Genomic DNA, 15,158 nt, shown 5'->3' on the forward strand with positions numbered 1-15,158 from the left:
CGGAAAGTCCTCAAGCGGTTGCGAGGCGGAACGCGCTGGCCATCCGATCCTGTTCCCGAGCCGGCAGCGCGAGTCGCGTCGCGAGCGTTCTCCATTGACTGACGACACCGCGGAAGTCGTCAATGATCTCATCGGCGTCGTTCAGACCCAGCCGAAAGAATTCGCACACTTCACGGGCAAGTTCGAGGTTCAGCGCGTTGTCGGCTTCCGTGATATTGAGCTTGAGGCCGTCGGCGATCGCGACCGGATTCATGTCATAAGCTGCGGAGAGCCGCCAGCCCTCACCCGGCGCCAGAATGAAGCCGTGATTGCGAAGATGGTCGTCGGTGTTCGACACGAGAAGATTGAAGACGATCCGCGCCCAAAGTTCTCGCAGGTCGGCATTCGGTTGCGCACCATGTTGCATGAGGACTTCCGCCAGTTCGAGATAGCTGACGCCGGTGGCGGCATCGTCGCCGTCGACGTGACCGGTCATGGTCATCGCCGAGGCAAAATGCAGGCGCCGTCCATCGGCCGTCCGGTCGAAGCGACGGACCAGGAAGCAATGATGGTCGCTGGCGAACTTTCGTGCCTCGGCTTGGGCGACATTCAGGCCGCAGCCGACCGCGAGCGCATTGACGACCATTTCCCAACCCCCTACGTCGTAATCGTCTCTTGCGCTGGGGAACTTCGCGATATACAGATGCCCCTGATCGTCGGCCACGCTTGCTTTCGGTCGTGCACCGCCGAGCGAGCCGCCAGGTGCGATGAGCATCGAAAGCCAGTCGCGGCCATCCGGGGCGATGTTGTCTACATCCTCTTCCAGCGCTCGACTGACGCGTTCCAGTTCACGGATTTCCGCGAATGGCGGCGCGGCGAGATCAACGCGATCGTCGAGAAAGTCTCCTTCGTCGTTGAGCTTGTAGCGCAATGCGCCGACGCGATAAAGATCATGGACGCCCAGCAGGTAGTCCGATTCATGGAGCCGGGTGCCTTTCGGTCGAAGGCCTGCACGAATGTCTCGCTCCAGCCGACGGTCCATCAGCATGCGCCCCCACCGATCGGGGCTTGAATCGGCGAACGCGCCGAACGAGTCTCGCGGCGGAGGTGGATATTGCGGCCCTTCGAAGAGGCCGATGCCGGGATCGAGTTGAACCTGGGCGAATTCGGGGGCGCCCAAGGCGGTTGCGTCGTACTGGAATTCGAAACGTTCGCTTGCACGCGTCTGTCGGCTGTGCAGAAGGCCGAGTTTCCGGGGAGCGGGCAGGCTGCTCCAGTCTGCGTAAACAGAGATGGTCGTCATTTCTCGCGAGATTTCCCCGGGTGTTTGTTCGCGGGCTTCAACAGCGCGGCCAGTTCCGCGGCCGTCGTACCGCGATGGTGGTCGGGCGCCTCGATGCTGGATGCCGTTCCCGGTGCTTCCTTGGCCGGGGCTCTGGTCGCGGCCGCACGATTGCGCCGATCGGGTATGCGGGGCGACTCGGCGGACGATAGCGGGGCAACTCGTTTCGTGGATCGCGGTTTGACGAGGCGAGCGTCTTGAAGCTGGCGGCCGAGCGAGTCTGCCGCGGCCAGTTTTTCCAGATCGCCCTGGAGGCCCAGTACTTGCATGACGGAAAGATAGGCGCCCATCGTGACCCCCGCACCGCCTCCCTCCAGCGAGCGAAGTGTCATCGGCGACATTCCCGCGCGTTCAGCGACCTGCTTGGCCGTCAGCTTCCGGCGCAGGCGGGCGAGCTTGAGCCGCTCGCCGAATTCAACGAGCAACCGACTGGATGCGGGCAGGAGAGGGGCGGTTTTCTTTGCCATGATGGCGCTAATATTTCAGTGCTTTCTGCGCAATAGAGACAAAATAATAGCACTTTGGTTCGGCGTGTCCGTACCTTTTGTCGGGATGGTGCGTTCATTTATGTAAATATTTTAGCTATTCTGTACTGAATTCGCCAAAATATTTACATAAATGCTCGGCGAGCATCTGCTCAGCAACACGTCGCGAGCCGGAAAACTATATGCTCGCCCCCGGCATCGCCTACCGATGCCGAGCTCCCAGCGCGTGTACCCGACGCCCTACGTCTCCTTCAACCGCCCCAATTCTTCCGCCAGGAAATCGACGAACGCGCGAATCCGCGTGGACATCTGGTGACGCTGCGCATACACCGCGTAGATGTCGGCGCTCGGCGTTTCATGGTCGGGCAGCACGACGACCAGCCGCCCGTCGGCGAGATAGTCGCGCAGATCCCATTCCGCGCGCATCAGGATCCCGTGCCCGTCGAGTGCCCACTTCACCGCGATCTCGCCGTCGTTCGTCGTCAGGTTGCCGTTGATCCGCACGGCCTCCGTGTGGCGGGCCGCGCCGCGCCCGCTCGTCAGGCGCCAGACGCCGTAGCCTTCGTCGCCTTGCCGGATGCCGATGCAGTTGTGCCGCGTCAGGTCGTGCGGCGTGCCGGGCGTCCCGTGCCGCGCGAGATACGCGGGCGCCGCGCACAGCAGCCGGCGGTTCGGCGCGAGCCGCCGCGCGACGACGCGCGTGTCGGGCGGTTCGCCGAAGCGGATGCACACGTCGAACGCGTCGTCCGTGAGCGGCGGCGGCATCACCGACAGCTGCAACTGTACCGACACCTCCGGATAGCGTGCGACGAAGCGCGAGATCGCCGGGCCGACGTGGCTGCGCCCGAACCCGAGCGTCGCATTCACGCGCAGCAGGCCTTTCGGCCGCTGCTTCGCGCTGCCGAGCAGTTCGCCGAGTTCGTCCATCTGGTCGAGGATCCGCCGCGCGTAGTCGAGATAGACGTCGCCTTCGGGCGTCAGCATCATCCGCCGCGTCGTGCGGTTGACGAGCGTCACGCCCGCGCGCCGCTCCATCTGCGTGAGCCGCTTGCTGACGGCCGCCGCGGTCAGCCCGAGTTCGCGCGCGGCCGCGCTCAGGCTGCCCGACGCGGCCAGCGTCGAGAAGAAGCCGAGATCGGCCGGCTGGACGGTATCCGCCATGACGGGATTCATGAATGGAAGTTAAAGATGCTTTGAGTATAGACCCGGTTTATGTACTTCCGGTTCGGTAAAGTGCGTTCACGCTCACGATCAATCGAGGATGTCCGCATGAAGACCTACCGTATCGCAACGATTCCCGGCGACGGCATCGGCAAGGAAGTGGTGCCTGCGGCCAAGCAGGTGCTGGAAGCGCTGGCCCGCGGCAGCGACCGCTTTGCGTTCGCGTTCGAGGATTTCGACTGGGGCGCCGATTACTACCGCCGGCACGGCGCGATGATGCCGGCCGACGGCCTCGACGCGCTGCGCGGCAAGGACGCGATCCTGTTCGGCTCCGCGGGCGACCCGGACGTGCCCGACCACGTGACGCTGTGGGGCCTGCGCCTGAAGATCTGCCAGGGCTTCGACCAGTACGCGAACGTGCGCCCGACGCGCATCCTGCCCGGCATCGACGCGCCGCTGAAGCGCTGCGGGCCGGACGACCTGAACTGGGTGATCGTCCGCGAGAACTCCGAAGGCGAATACGCGGGCGTCGGCGGCCGCGTGCACCAGGGTCATCCGATCGAGGCCGCGACCGACGTGTCGATCCTCACGCGCGCCGGCGTCGAACGCATCATGCGCTTCGCGTTCCGGCTCGCGCAGTCGCGGCCGCGCAAGCTGCTGACCGTGATCACGAAGAGCAACGCGCAGCGGCACGCGATGGTGATGTGGGACGAGATCGCGAAGCAGGTCGCGCAGGAATTCCCCGACGTCACATGGGACAAGGAACTCGTCGATGCGGCGACCGCGCGCATGGTCAACCGCCCGGCGTCGCTCGACACGATCGTCGCGACCAACCTGCACGCGGACATCCTCAGCGATCTCGCCGCCGCGCTCGCGGGCAGCCTCGGCATCGCGCCGACCGGCAACATCGATCCCGAACGCCGCTATCCGTCGATGTTCGAGCCGATCCACGGTTCCGCGTTCGACATCATGGGCAAGGGGCTCGCGAATCCGGTCGGCACGTTCTGGTCGGTCGTGATGCTGCTCGAGCATCTCGGCGAGACGGAAGCGGCCGCGCGCGTGATGCACGCGATCGAGGCGGTGACGGCCGACTCGTCGCTGCATACGCGCGATCTCGGCGGCAGCGCGACGACCGCGCAGGTGACGGCGGCCGTCTGCGAGCGCGTCGCGAACGCGGCGGTCGCGGCCTGACGGCGGCGAGGCGGGCGCGGCCGCGCGTGTGCGCAGCCGGGCACCGCCCATTCGCTTCACTCAGGCATTTTCTGCCCGCGACTCGCGCATGCGACGCGAGCCGGGCGTCGGCCGGCGCTCAAGGTCCACCGACCGACGGCGCACGGCCCGACCTCGAAGGAGGAGACACATGCAAGCGGATCTGGAAACCCGCGTCGCGCGGAAATTGATGTGGCGCATCATTCCGTTCGTGATGCTGCTTTACTTCGTCAGCTTTCTCGATCGCGTCAACGTCGGCTTCGCTGCGATGACGATGAACAAGGCGATCGGCTTGTCGCCGACCGCGTTCGGGTTCGGCGGCGGCCTGTTCTTCATCGGCTACTTTCTGTTCGAAGTGCCAAGCAACCTGATTCTCCACCGCGTCGGCGCGCGCATCTGGATCGCGCGGGTGATGATCACGTGGGGGATCGTGTCGGCCGTGTCCGCGTTCGCGGCCGGGCCGACCAGCTTCTACGTGCTGCGCTTCCTGCTCGGCATGGCCGAAGCCGGCTTCTTCCCCGGCATCATCCTGTACCTGAGCCTGTGGTTTCCCGCGAAGCAGCGCGCGGTGGCCGCCGCGTGGTTCATGGCGGCCGCGCCGATCTCGACCGCGATCGGTTCGCCGCTGTCCGGCGCGATCATGCAGATGCCGCCGATGTTCGGGCTTGCCGACTGGCAGATGCTGTACATCGTCGAAGCGTTGCCGGCGGTCGTGCTCGGCTTCGTCGTGCTGAAGCGCCTGACCGATGCGCCGTCGCAGGCCGCGTGGCTGCGCGCCGACGAGCGCGACTGGCTGATCGCGAAGCTGAAAGCGGAAGCGGATGCGCGCCACACGCACGCCGGGCACACGGCCGGCGCGTGGCAGGCGCTGCGCGATCCGCGCGTGCTGGCGCTCGCGCTGATCTACTTCGGCACGTCGGCGGGGCTGTACACGCTCGGCCTGTGGGCGCCGCTGATGGTCAAGCAGTTCGGCTTCACCGCGTTGCAGACGGGCTTGCTGACCGGCATCCCGAGTATTGCCGCCGTGGTCGCGATGATCGTGTGGGCGCGGCATTCGGATCGCACCGGCGAGCGCACGTGGCACGTCGTGATTCCGTGCGTGCTCGCGTGCATCGGTTTCGTGTTCGCGGGGCAGGCGAGCACCGCGCTGCTGACCGTGCTCGCGCTGGTCGTCGTCAACATCGGCATCAGTGCCGCGAAGGCGCCGCTGTGGGCGATGCCGAGCGCGTTCCTGTCCGGGGCCGGCGCGGCGGCGGGCATCGCGATGATCAACTCGATCGGCAACCTCGGCGGGTTCGTCGGACCGTTTGCGATCGGCTGGCTCAAACACGCGACGGGCGGGTATGCGGCGGGGCTCTACGTGGTGGCCGGCACGCTCGCGGTGTCGGCGGTGGTCACGCTGATGCTGAGCCGCAAGGGGGCACGGGAGCAGGTCGTGTCGGGCGTGGGGCAGCATCATTGACGATGCGGCTCTCATTCCGACAGACGCGCGCGAGTGCTGACACTTCCAACGCAATCGGGTCGGCATGGTCCGGTCCGACTGCCAGCGGCACTTCGCCCGTTCCAGGGTCGCCATGCATTCGTCGCCGCGATACCTTCGCGATGTCCCATGCACATGCGTTTGCCATCGGTTTCGACATAGCGACGAAACGATTGTTGAACGCTCGCGATACATACCTTTCCCGATACATCTCGGCGATCGGCCCGACGCTCCGTCCATTAATACGTGAGCAGCTCGTAGTCGAGGCCGGCGCTCAAAATCCGTTGACCACCGTGCCGGGCAAATTAGTGTTTCCCTAAGGTACGGTCGTGCCGGGCTATCCACCGCTCGATGCCCTCGATGAGGCAGTGCATCGCGAGCGTCGAGGCATACGGGATTGACAGTAACGCGACGAGTGACTCGTGATTTTGAATTATGCGTGTAGTTCCATGGAGACTGGCAACGGGCTGACCCGATCGGGAATCGGACTGACACAATCAATCGCTTGACACCGTCACATGCGCGTTCTTGACTGGAAGCCGCGCGTCGCAAGAATTGCGGTGCGTGACCAATCGTCAGATCATCACCTGGGAGACTAATGATGTTACATCGCTGCTCTCCACGAACCCGAATAGCTGACTCTCATCGACTTGCCCACGCAGTTGCCACCGCATTCCTCGCCATCGTCGCAGCACCCGCTCAGGCGCAATTCCCCGCACCGACACCGCATTCTCAACAGGCCTTCGATCCGGCCGCCAGCTTTACCTCCCGATGGACACGGGCGGATGCCCGGCAGATCAAGGCCATCTCTCTTCCCACCATAGTCGGTGGGAACTCGCTGCCCCCGGCCCTCACCATGCCGAACATCCCCGCGAACTTCCCTGACACCAACGCCAACTTCTGGGTATGGGATACCTGGCCGCTTGCGGACCTGCATGCGGTGCAGCTCAGCTACAAGGGCTGGGACGTGATTTTCGCGCTGACCGCCGACCGCCACGGCGGTTATTCGTTCGATGACCGGCACGTGCATGCGCGCATCGGATTCTTCTATCGCAAGACGGGCATTCCCGCGTCGCAGCGGCCTGCGAACGGCGGATGGATATTCGGCGGCCATCTGTTCCCGGATGGCTCGAGCATCAGGGTCTTCGGCCCCACCGTACCGATCACGCAAAACGCTGAATGGTCCGGCTCGGCCCGGCTCACCAACGGCGTCAACGTGAGTCTCTACTACACGGCGCTGGCGTTCAACAAAACGTCCCCGAACGGCCCGGACATCACCCCGCCGGTCGCGATCATTACGCGTGCGGACGGCCATATTCACGCGGACGCCACGCATGTGTGGTTCGACGGCTTCAACGACCACCAGGCGCTGCTGCAACCCGACGGCGTCCTGTATCAGAATGGCGCGCAAAATAATTTCTACAACTTCCGCGACCCGTACGTGTTTCTCGACCCGGCGCATCCGGGCAACACGTACATGGTGTTCGAGGGCAACACCGCCGGCCCGCGTGGGGCGCCCACGTGCACTGCCGACGACCTCGGCTATGTATCCGGCGACCCGTTCGCCGAGACGGTGGCAGCGGTGAATGCTTCCAGTGCGGTACTGCAGAAAGCAAACGTCGGCCTCGCGATCGCGACGAATCCTCAGCTCACTACTTGGAAGTTTCTCCCGCCGATTCTTTCCGCGAACTGCGTGGACGACCAGACCGAGCGGCCGCAGATCTATCTGAGCAACGGCAAGTACTACCTGTTCACGATCACCCACCGTTCGACCTATGCGACTGGTGTCGACGGGCCGGATGGCGTGATGGGTTTCGTCGGCAACGGGATCCGCAGCGATTTCCTGCCGATGAACAAGGGCAGCGGCCTGGTGCTCGGCAACCCGACCGACCTCACCCAGCCTGTCGGCTTTCCGTATGCGCTGGACCCGAACCAGAATCCGCGGACATTCCAGTCGTATTCGCACTATGTAATGCCCGGCGGCCTGGTCGAGTCCTTCATCGACGCAATCGGCCCACGTCGTGGCGGCTCGCTGGCGCCGACCGTGAAGATCAACATTGGCCTCACAACCTCGGCAGTCGACCCGACCTATGGCACATCCGGCCTGGGCGGCTATGGCGATATCTCAGCTGACCAGCCGGCTCTCGGCCATGGCGGCGCGAACAATGGAGGGGGCAACAAACCATAGGCAATCCGTAGTTTTAACGGGCGGATTATTCGGTGATCGGCATGCCCGCGCCGGCGCGGCCGCGGGGATCGCGATGATCAACTCGATCGGCAACCTCGGCGGGTTCGTCGGGCCGTTCGCGATCGGCTGGCTGAAGCATGCGGCGGGCGGGTATGCGGCCGGGCTGTATGTGGTGGCCGGCACGCTCGTGGTGTCGGCGGTCGTTACGCTGATGCTGAGCCGGAAGGGGGCACGGGAGCAGGTCGTGTCGGGCGTGGGGCAGCATCATTGACGATGCGGCTCTCGTTCCGACAGACGCGCGCGAGTGCTGACACTTCCAACGCAATCGGGCCGGCATAGTCCGGTCCGATCGCCGGCGGCACTTCGCCCGTTCCAGTGCCGCCATGCATTTTTCGCGGCGATAGGCGATACCTTCGCGATGTCCCGTGCACATGCGTTTGCTATCGGTTTCGACATAGCGACGAAACGATTGCTGAACGCTCGCAATACATACCTTTCCCGATACATCTCGGCGATCCGCCCGACCCTCCGTCCATTAATACGTGAGCAGCACGTAGTCGATGCGAGCGCTCAAAATCCGTAGATCTTCGTCGATCGCGCCCGTGATTCCATTCGAAGCCGCCGCAGCCTGCGCGATCGCGCAACGTTGAGTCAAATCTGAGAAAAGTACGCATGCACGAGACGATATCGATGGAATCGCTTTAACGAGCCGCCGCGATATCTGCCCAAGAAATCAAGCGTTCGTCAGGAGGTTATTCGGCAAATTATCTATCTCATATATTTTTTGAGATGAAGGCCGGATATACCATTTGATCGCTCATCGGAATCGTGACATCACTCGCTCGTATTGCCGGGATATACCGTTTGCGAAAAGTGGTTTTGGCAGCCAACACGACGTGAGACGTGCACGCTCGTGCCTGTATGCCTCGATTCTCCATGCGGCCCGCATTTTGGCGATAGCGCTGGAGCGTTACTTTGACTGTTCGTAACCATTGGCTTCTTATGGGCGGTCAGCGCGATGGGTGGGGGCTCGATTCTCGTTTCAACAACTACGCGATCCGCGAGATGCTGGATGAGAGGCTGGGCCGGACGTAAGGCGAGATTGTCGAGACGAGGAATCCATGTATTTACCCACGCAGTCCCGTGTCGTGATGATCTCGGGCACCGCGCTTCCCCAGTTTGCCGGGCAGCCCATTCTCCTGCCGGTGAGGATTCGCGGCGGAGAAGCGCTCGGCAAGCTATACGAATATACGTTGCGGCTCAAGACATTGAATTTGCCCGCGCTGCCGGTCTATGCGGCGCGTGAGCGGGTCGAGCCGGAAAAACTGATTGGCACCGAGATCGCCATATCGATCGAGTTTGACGGCAAGGGAACCTTTGAGGCGGGCGTTGCCGGCGGCGCGGGGCTCGGCAATTTTGGTGCCGGCAAACGTGAAATCGTTGGTTTGATTAGCGAAATGATTTTTACCGGGGAGGATGATCGAAGCGCGTACTACGAGGTGCGTGTGCGCCCCTGGTTGTGGCTCGCGATGCTGAACCGCGAGAACCGCATTTTCCAGAACCGGAACGTCGTCGAGATCACGGAGACAATTCTCGGTTCGAGCGCCTATCCATTTACGTACGAGTTGCGGCTTGGGCCCGAAGGCTTGCGAGGTGTCTACCCGACGCGGGACTACGTGCGGCAGTTGTGGGAATCGGACTTTGAATTTCTGACTCGGTTGTGGCGCGAGTGGGGCATCTACTACTTCATGGACGGCCCGACGCTGGTTCTCTGCGATTCGCCAGGGGCTCACAAGCCGCACGGGAACATGTACGACACGATTCTCTATCGCGCGCGTGACGGCGCGCGCATCGAGGAGGAACACATTCACTGCTTGAAGGTATCGCGCCTGCTGACGGCCGGATCGGTCAGCGTGATCGACTACGACCCGACACGCTCTCGTGCCACGCTATCGGTCGTTGTCGACCGCCACAGCGATGTTCCATTCAGCAACGCCGAGCATTACGTGTGGGGCGATTATTCGCAACCGCTGGCAGGCACGATGGGGTTGTCTGGAGCGCCGAACGATTACGCTCGGGAAGCACGCTATCTGGCAGGTGTCCGCGTCGATGCAGAGCGTTGCAGGAGCCTGCGCGCAAAGGGGCGCGGCAATCTGCGCGGGCTCGCGACGGGGCACACCTTCCACCTTGAAGGCTACCCGCAGCAGCGGGCCGATGCCGAATATCTGGTGGTTGAGACGGCGATCGACATTCGCAATAACGACGAGCTTTCGGGCGGTGAGTCCTATCGGTGCGTGACTGATTTCGTCGTACAGCCGGCCAATGCGTTCTTCCGGAACCGACTGAAGCGAAAGCCGCCCTGCGGGCCGGAAACGGCGGTGGTGGTGGGGCCGGACGATCAGCCGCTCTGGGTCGACGGCTATGCGCGCGTGAAAGTCCAGTTCGTCTGGGATCGCATAGGCGAGCGCGACGAGAACTCGAGTTGCTGGGTGCGGGTGTCGTCGCCCTGGCAGGGGAGCGGCTTCGGCTTCGTGGCGCTGCCCCGCATCGGGCAGGAAGTCACGGTGAGTTATCACGAAGGCGATGCGGACAAGCCGTATGTCTCGGATCGTCAGGTCAATCAGTTCAATCAGCCGCCGTGGGAATTGCCGAAGAACCACGCGTTGATGGGCTGGCGCAGCATGGGTCTGACGGGCAGTCAGGCGAATCAGGTGGTGGCGGACGATACGCCGGGGCAATTGCAGGTTCAGATCACGAGTGACCATGCGCAATCGCGGCTCGTGTTGGGCTACAACACGCGCATCGAAGGTCGGCCCGGGCGACAGCAGGCGCGCGGCGAAGGGTTCGAACTCGCGACGATGGCCTGGGGTGTCATGCGTGCGAACCGCGGCATGCTGATTACGACCGAGGCGCGTGAAGGAGCGAATCGCCCGGTCAAGGATATGGCCGAGACGGTGCAGCGGTTGACGCAGGCGTGTACGCAGCACGAAGACTTGTCGCAGTTGGCGCAGCGGCACGAAGCGCAAACGGCGGCGCTGAGCCAGCACGACGTTACCGACGGCATCAACGCACAGAACGACGAAGTGCTGGGTGATGCGATATCGGCCGAGAACGCCTTCCCCGAAATGACAAGACCGAATCTCGTGCAGGCGAGTGCGGCCGGCATCGTGACCACGGCGGCCGAGAGTACCCATCAGGCCAGCATGAAGGACCATGCGATCACGGCCGGCCGTGACGTGAGCGTGTCAGGCGGCCGGTCGATGCTGGTCGCCGTGCGGGGCGCGCTGTCTTTCTTTGCTGCCCGTCTGGGGCTGAAACTCGTTGCGGCGGCGGGCAAGGTTGAAGTCGAGGCGCAGAGCGATGCCATGTCATTGGCCGCGCTGAAGGATGTAGCGATCACGAGTACCGAAGGAAAGCTCGTGCTCAATGCGGCCAGGGAAATCTGGATCGGTGTCGGCGGGTCGTATATCTGCATTACGCCGTCCGGCATCGTGAACGGCACGACAGGGCAAATTCTCGAGAAGTGCGCGAAGTGGGACAAGGCGTCAGCCGATTCCAAACGGCTACCGCTTCCCGATTTTCCGACCGGTGAAATGACCGGCGAATGGGTGACGTTCGTGGACCATGCGACCGGCAAGCCGGTAGCGCACTTTCCGTATCGGCTGGATGCGGGAGGCGGGCGGATCGTTGAAGGTGTCAGCTCGGCAGACGGGCGTACCGCCGAGGTGCTCGCGCCGACGAGTCGCGAGGTGCGGATCACGACTTCGGCGCCGAAGCATGATCAGGATACCTATCACATTCCGCATCGGGATGTGCTCGATAACGCGATCTGACGCGTTCACCATTCAATAACAGGCATATGACTCATGGCTGAACCGACATATCGAACGATTGGCAATTCCCGTACCTTGCCGACGCCACGCGGCAAGACGATTCCCGTGTTGCCGCCGGATGACACAGGCTACCTGTGCCAGCGAGTTTGCAGGTGTGATTGCAATCCGATCATTTCTAGCAGAGGTCGCAAGTTCAAGCAGCGTTGTGTCACGGTGAGTATTCGCAACGACTGCGACAGCAAGGAGCAGGTATGGAAGTACAAGGGCGAGGTTGGTTACAACATGGTGAACAATCCGCCGTCGCCGATCATGGCCTCGCTCAGGAAAAATCAACCTTTGCAGTTTCCGCTGGGGGTTGATACGAAGGCGTTGGAGGGAGCGATTGATTTGGCGAAGTTGACTGGCCGGGCACAGAAGGGGCTGCTGCGCATTCCCGATGTGGTAATCGTGAAGAACATGCACGACTTCGATCTCAGTCAATGCAATATTGAATTTGTTGTCGAGATCAAATTTCCTGGTGATAGGTGGCAGAGAGATCAACAGAGAGACTATGAATTTATCGCAGGCGACGCGGATCGTCTCAAACTATTGTCACCGTCTCAATGCGCATGCAAGACATGTGAGGAACCCGAGAGTGTGCCGAAGACTGTTACTCTGCCGGAAAAACTCGTTGCTCCGGATTTTAGCCGCCGCTTGTCGAACATCCGTTGGCACAACAACGAAGTAGCCAGAGGTGTTTCGCCTGGGCCGCAATATCTTGAGCCGACGACGCTGGCCGATGTGCTAAAAACAGGTGCGACGATCATAGGCGGGCTGGCCGTTGCGTATGTCGTGGTGGCGACAGGACCACCGCTGCTGGTTCTTCTGGCGGTAGGTGGCGGTGCTGCCGCTGCTGCGCAGTGAAGGTCAACGGAGGATTCACGAATATGGACATCTGGACCCAGTATCAGAAGTACCGCAATGACCTGATTTATACCTCGGACGACGGCGAAGCAATCAAGTTGTGCGTAGGGTTGTCTGGTACATTTTACTTCTGGCATGGTGAGACGCTTGAAACCCGTCTGGTAGTAGCCCGATGCTTCGAGAGGTTCCAGGAGTTGTTCGGCTCACGGCTCAAATGGGTACTGCCAAACGAAGACATTAGTCGTCGCGAAGTGCAGATCTCGTCTGATAACGGTGTGCCCGCGATGCGCGATTACGTCGCGACAATGGACGCGGATGATCTATTGGAATGGCAAATATCAGGTGGAAGGTCTGCTGACGAAGCGAGTGACTGCTATATGGCGGTGCTGACTGTTCGACAATGGCAGATCAAGGTTCGTAATCTACTTTCATGGGTAAATTTCGCGGTACCGGTCGAAGTTGTCTACGGACCAGAAGGAAACCCGAAACTTTTTGTCGATTTCATCCGATTCTGCTGTGAACAGTTGCGGCCGTGGCATGGCACCGCCGGACTGGCATCGCTGTTACCGCAAGATAGCTTCAAGTCTTTGCCCGGAGAGTTTGATGTACAGCAGCGATATTTTGGGCTTGACATTGTCGACGGTACCTTTTCGCTAGGTGATCGCCTTCAGCGACACCTCAAAGGCGCGAACTGGCTAACTATGTTCGATAAGGAGTTCCCCGCCACTATTACCCGCGAGCAATGGCAGACGCTTGACACGACGCCCGGCATCCAGATATGGAAGGCGGGGCGGACATATGTGTTGCAGGCAGGTGAACAGCCTACATTGGGACCAGTGCCCGATGGCATTCCACCGCTATACAAGATTGTCAGCGACATCATCAAACCGATGCGCCTGACACCCATGCGCAGTTTTCACATCGGATCGATGACCGGTGCGATTCACTTCAACGGACGCACAAGCGAACTGTGGTCGCAGCGGTTCGACGCGCCGGGCATCTGGCCGCCCTATCCGGATCAGATTGAGTTTAATCACGTCGATACGTCTATTGACGAATATGCTGCGCAGCCGTTTGTTCAGTCAACGCCACAGCCGCCTGCCAAACCACCTCGCACAACCGTGCTTCGTGCGCTGCCGGGGCAACCGTGTCCGCAGGAAGGGAATTGGTTCAGTCCGTTTATGAAGGAGCTAGTCCACGTCAAACTGGGCGACCCGATGCCGGGACCGGAAACGACTGAACAGGGTGCTGTGACGTGGTATCTGCGCACGGAATAGTCGAACATAGGTGAGCAATACGTATGGACATCTGGACCCAGTATCAGAAATACCGAAACGACCTGATCTACAAGTCGACTGACGGCGACATGATCAAGCTCTGCGTCGGCCTTTCTGGAACGTTTTATTTCTGGCATGGCGAACAGCAGGCTACGCGTACTGCGATCGCTCGCTGTTTTGAACGGTTTCAGGATATTTTTGGGGCACACCTTAAATGGGTTTTGCCTAACGAAGATGCCGAGCGCCACGACTTTGAGATTAAACCAAGTAACAATACATCCGCAATGCTGTGCTACATCGCGACGATGGATGAAGACGATGCATTGGAGTGGCGGATCTCTGATGGGCGTTCTGCAGACGAGGCCAGCGATTGTTATATTGCTGCTCTCACCGTCAGGAATTGGCAAATAAAAGTTCGTAATCCACTGTCTCGATTAAATTTTGCGATTCCGGTGGAGGCAGTGTATGGGCCAAGTGGAAATCCAAAAATTTTTATTGATTTTATTCGGTTCTGCTGCGAACAGTTGCGACCGTGGAATGGTATCGCTGGATTGACTTCGCTTCTGCCGCTGGTCGAGTGCGATTCCCTGGAGAGCGAGTTGGATTTGCAACAACGCTACTTCGGTCTCGATGTCGTGTCTGGGAATAGTTTCTTGCGGAATTTTCTCCAACGTAGCCTCAAAGGTGCGAACTGGCTAACACTATTCGACAAGGAGTTTCCGGCCACCATAACGCGCGAACAGTGGCAGACGCTCGATACAACGCCGGGCATCCAGATATGGAAGGCGGGACGGACATATGTGTTGCAAGCCGGCGACCAACCGACGCTCGGACCGGTGCCTGACGGTATTCCACCGCTGTACAAAGTCGTCAGCGACATCATCAAGCCGATGCGACTGACCCCGATGCGTAGCTTCCACACGGGTTCGATGACAGGAGCGATTCATTTCAACGGACGCACAAGCGAGCTGTGGTCGCAACGGTTCGACGCACCGGGCATCTGGCCGCCGTATCCGGACCAGATCGAGTTCAACCACGTCGATACCGCTATCGATGAATATGCTGCGCAGCCTCTTGTCGAGCCTACCCCCCAGCCGCGTGCCGAACCACCTCGCACAACTGTGCTTCGTGCATTGCCGGGCCAACCATGCCCGCAGGAAGGAGACTGGTTCAGTCCGTTTATGAGCGAGCGGGTCCACGTCAAACTTGACGACCCGATGCCCGGACCGGAAACGACTGAGCAGGGTGCCGTGACGTGGTATCTGCGTACCGAGTAAGCGTGCTGACTTGTACGAAAAACC

At 61.2% G+C, this 15,158-nt stretch carries 10 protein-coding genes and 1 pseudogene; 8 read left to right on the plus strand and 3 right to left on the minus strand.

Going from position 1 to position 15,158, the window contains the following annotated elements; all coding sequences use genetic code 11:
• Positions 1–10: 10 nt before the first annotated feature.
• From HWW87_RS01940 to HWW87_RS01950, 3 genes are all read right to left on the minus strand, one after another.
• Entirely contained in the window at positions 11–1,282 is a 1,272-nt protein-coding gene (locus HWW87_RS01940) for a HipA domain-containing protein (protein ID WP_175819025.1), read from the minus strand.
• The gene (locus tag HWW87_RS01945) at positions 1,279–1,788 is read right to left on the minus strand and encodes a helix-turn-helix transcriptional regulator (RefSeq protein ID WP_174434136.1); all 510 of its coding nucleotides are present in this window, start codon (positions 1,786–1,788) and stop codon (positions 1,279–1,281) included. The genes HWW87_RS01940 and HWW87_RS01945 overlap by 4 nt, the downstream gene beginning before the upstream one ends.
• A 258-nt stretch (positions 1,789–2,046) precedes the next feature.
• Positions 2,047–2,967 (minus strand): LysR substrate-binding domain-containing protein, encoded by a 921-nt coding sequence (locus HWW87_RS01950; protein WP_174434135.1) that lies wholly within the window; start codon positions 2,965–2,967, stop codon positions 2,047–2,049.
• Positions 2,968–3,075: 108 nt separating this feature from the next.
• On the opposite strand from HWW87_RS01950, the gene HWW87_RS01955 reads away from it, so the two are divergent.
• From HWW87_RS01955 to HWW87_RS01990, 8 genes and pseudogenes are all read left to right on the plus strand, one after another.
• On the plus strand, positions 3,076–4,158 hold the full coding sequence (locus HWW87_RS01955; RefSeq protein WP_175819026.1) for a tartrate dehydrogenase: 1,083 nt from the start codon (positions 3,076–3,078) through the stop codon (positions 4,156–4,158).
• A gap of 169 nt (positions 4,159–4,327) precedes the next feature.
• Positions 4,328–5,638, plus strand: coding sequence for an MFS transporter (locus tag HWW87_RS01960; RefSeq protein ID WP_175819027.1), 1,311 nt, complete (start codon positions 4,328–4,330; stop codon positions 5,636–5,638).
• 616 nt (positions 5,639–6,254) lie between these two features.
• A complete protein-coding gene (locus HWW87_RS01965; RefSeq protein WP_175819028.1) occupies positions 6,255–7,844 on the plus strand; it encodes a glycoside hydrolase family 68 protein in 1,590 nt (529 codons plus the stop codon).
• Between the two features lie 49 nt (positions 7,845–7,893).
• A pseudogene (locus HWW87_RS01970) lies at positions 7,894–8,115 on the plus strand (MFS transporter); the annotation flags it as partial.
• 850 nt (positions 8,116–8,965) lie between these two features.
• On the plus strand, positions 8,966–11,677 hold the full coding sequence (gene tssI, locus HWW87_RS01975; protein WP_175819029.1) for a type VI secretion system Vgr family protein: 2,712 nt from the start codon (positions 8,966–8,968) through the stop codon (positions 11,675–11,677).
• 33 nt (positions 11,678–11,710) lie between these two features.
• Positions 11,711–12,580 (plus strand): VRR-NUC domain-containing protein, encoded by an 870-nt coding sequence (locus HWW87_RS01980; RefSeq protein WP_175819030.1) that lies wholly within the window; start codon positions 11,711–11,713, stop codon positions 12,578–12,580.
• A gap of 23 nt (positions 12,581–12,603) precedes the next feature.
• Positions 12,604–13,857, plus strand: coding sequence for a type VI immunity family protein (locus tag HWW87_RS01985; protein WP_175819031.1), 1,254 nt, complete (start codon positions 12,604–12,606; stop codon positions 13,855–13,857).
• Between the two features lie 23 nt (positions 13,858–13,880).
• Entirely contained in the window at positions 13,881–15,134 is a 1,254-nt protein-coding gene (locus tag HWW87_RS01990; protein WP_175819032.1) for a type VI immunity family protein, read from the plus strand.
• The last annotated feature ends 24 nt before the right edge of the window (positions 15,135–15,158 follow it).

It is taken from the genome of Burkholderia sp. BCC0419, assembly GCF_902830285.1.
In the GTDB taxonomy this organism is placed as follows: Bacteria; Pseudomonadota; Gammaproteobacteria; order Burkholderiales; family Burkholderiaceae; genus Burkholderia.

Bases quoted from the DNA above. Each gene is read 5' to 3' on its own strand.
- HWW87_RS01940 (WP_175819025.1), bottom strand. From the start codon at position 1,282: ATGACGACCATCTCTGTTTACGCAGACTGGAGCAGCCTGCCCGCTCCC.
- HWW87_RS01980 (WP_175819030.1), top strand. From the start codon at position 11,711: ATGGCTGAACCGACATATCGAACGATTGGCAATTCCCGTACCTTGCCG.
- HWW87_RS01955 (WP_175819026.1), top strand. From the start codon at position 3,076: ATGAAGACCTACCGTATCGCAACGATTCCCGGCGACGGCATCGGCAAG.
- HWW87_RS01985 (WP_175819031.1), top strand. From the start codon at position 12,604: ATGGACATCTGGACCCAGTATCAGAAGTACCGCAATGACCTGATTTAT.
- tssI (WP_175819029.1), top strand. From the start codon at position 8,966: ATGTATTTACCCACGCAGTCCCGTGTCGTGATGATCTCGGGCACCGCG.
- HWW87_RS01990 (WP_175819032.1), top strand. From the start codon at position 13,881: ATGGACATCTGGACCCAGTATCAGAAATACCGAAACGACCTGATCTAC.
- HWW87_RS01945 (WP_174434136.1), bottom strand. From the start codon at position 1,788: ATGGCAAAGAAAACCGCCCCTCTCCTGCCCGCATCCAGTCGGTTGCTC.
- HWW87_RS01960 (WP_175819027.1), top strand. From the start codon at position 4,328: ATGCAAGCGGATCTGGAAACCCGCGTCGCGCGGAAATTGATGTGGCGC.
- HWW87_RS01965 (WP_175819028.1), top strand. From the start codon at position 6,255: ATGATGTTACATCGCTGCTCTCCACGAACCCGAATAGCTGACTCTCAT.
- HWW87_RS01950 (WP_174434135.1), bottom strand. From the start codon at position 2,967: ATGGCGGATACCGTCCAGCCGGCCGATCTCGGCTTCTTCTCGACGCTG.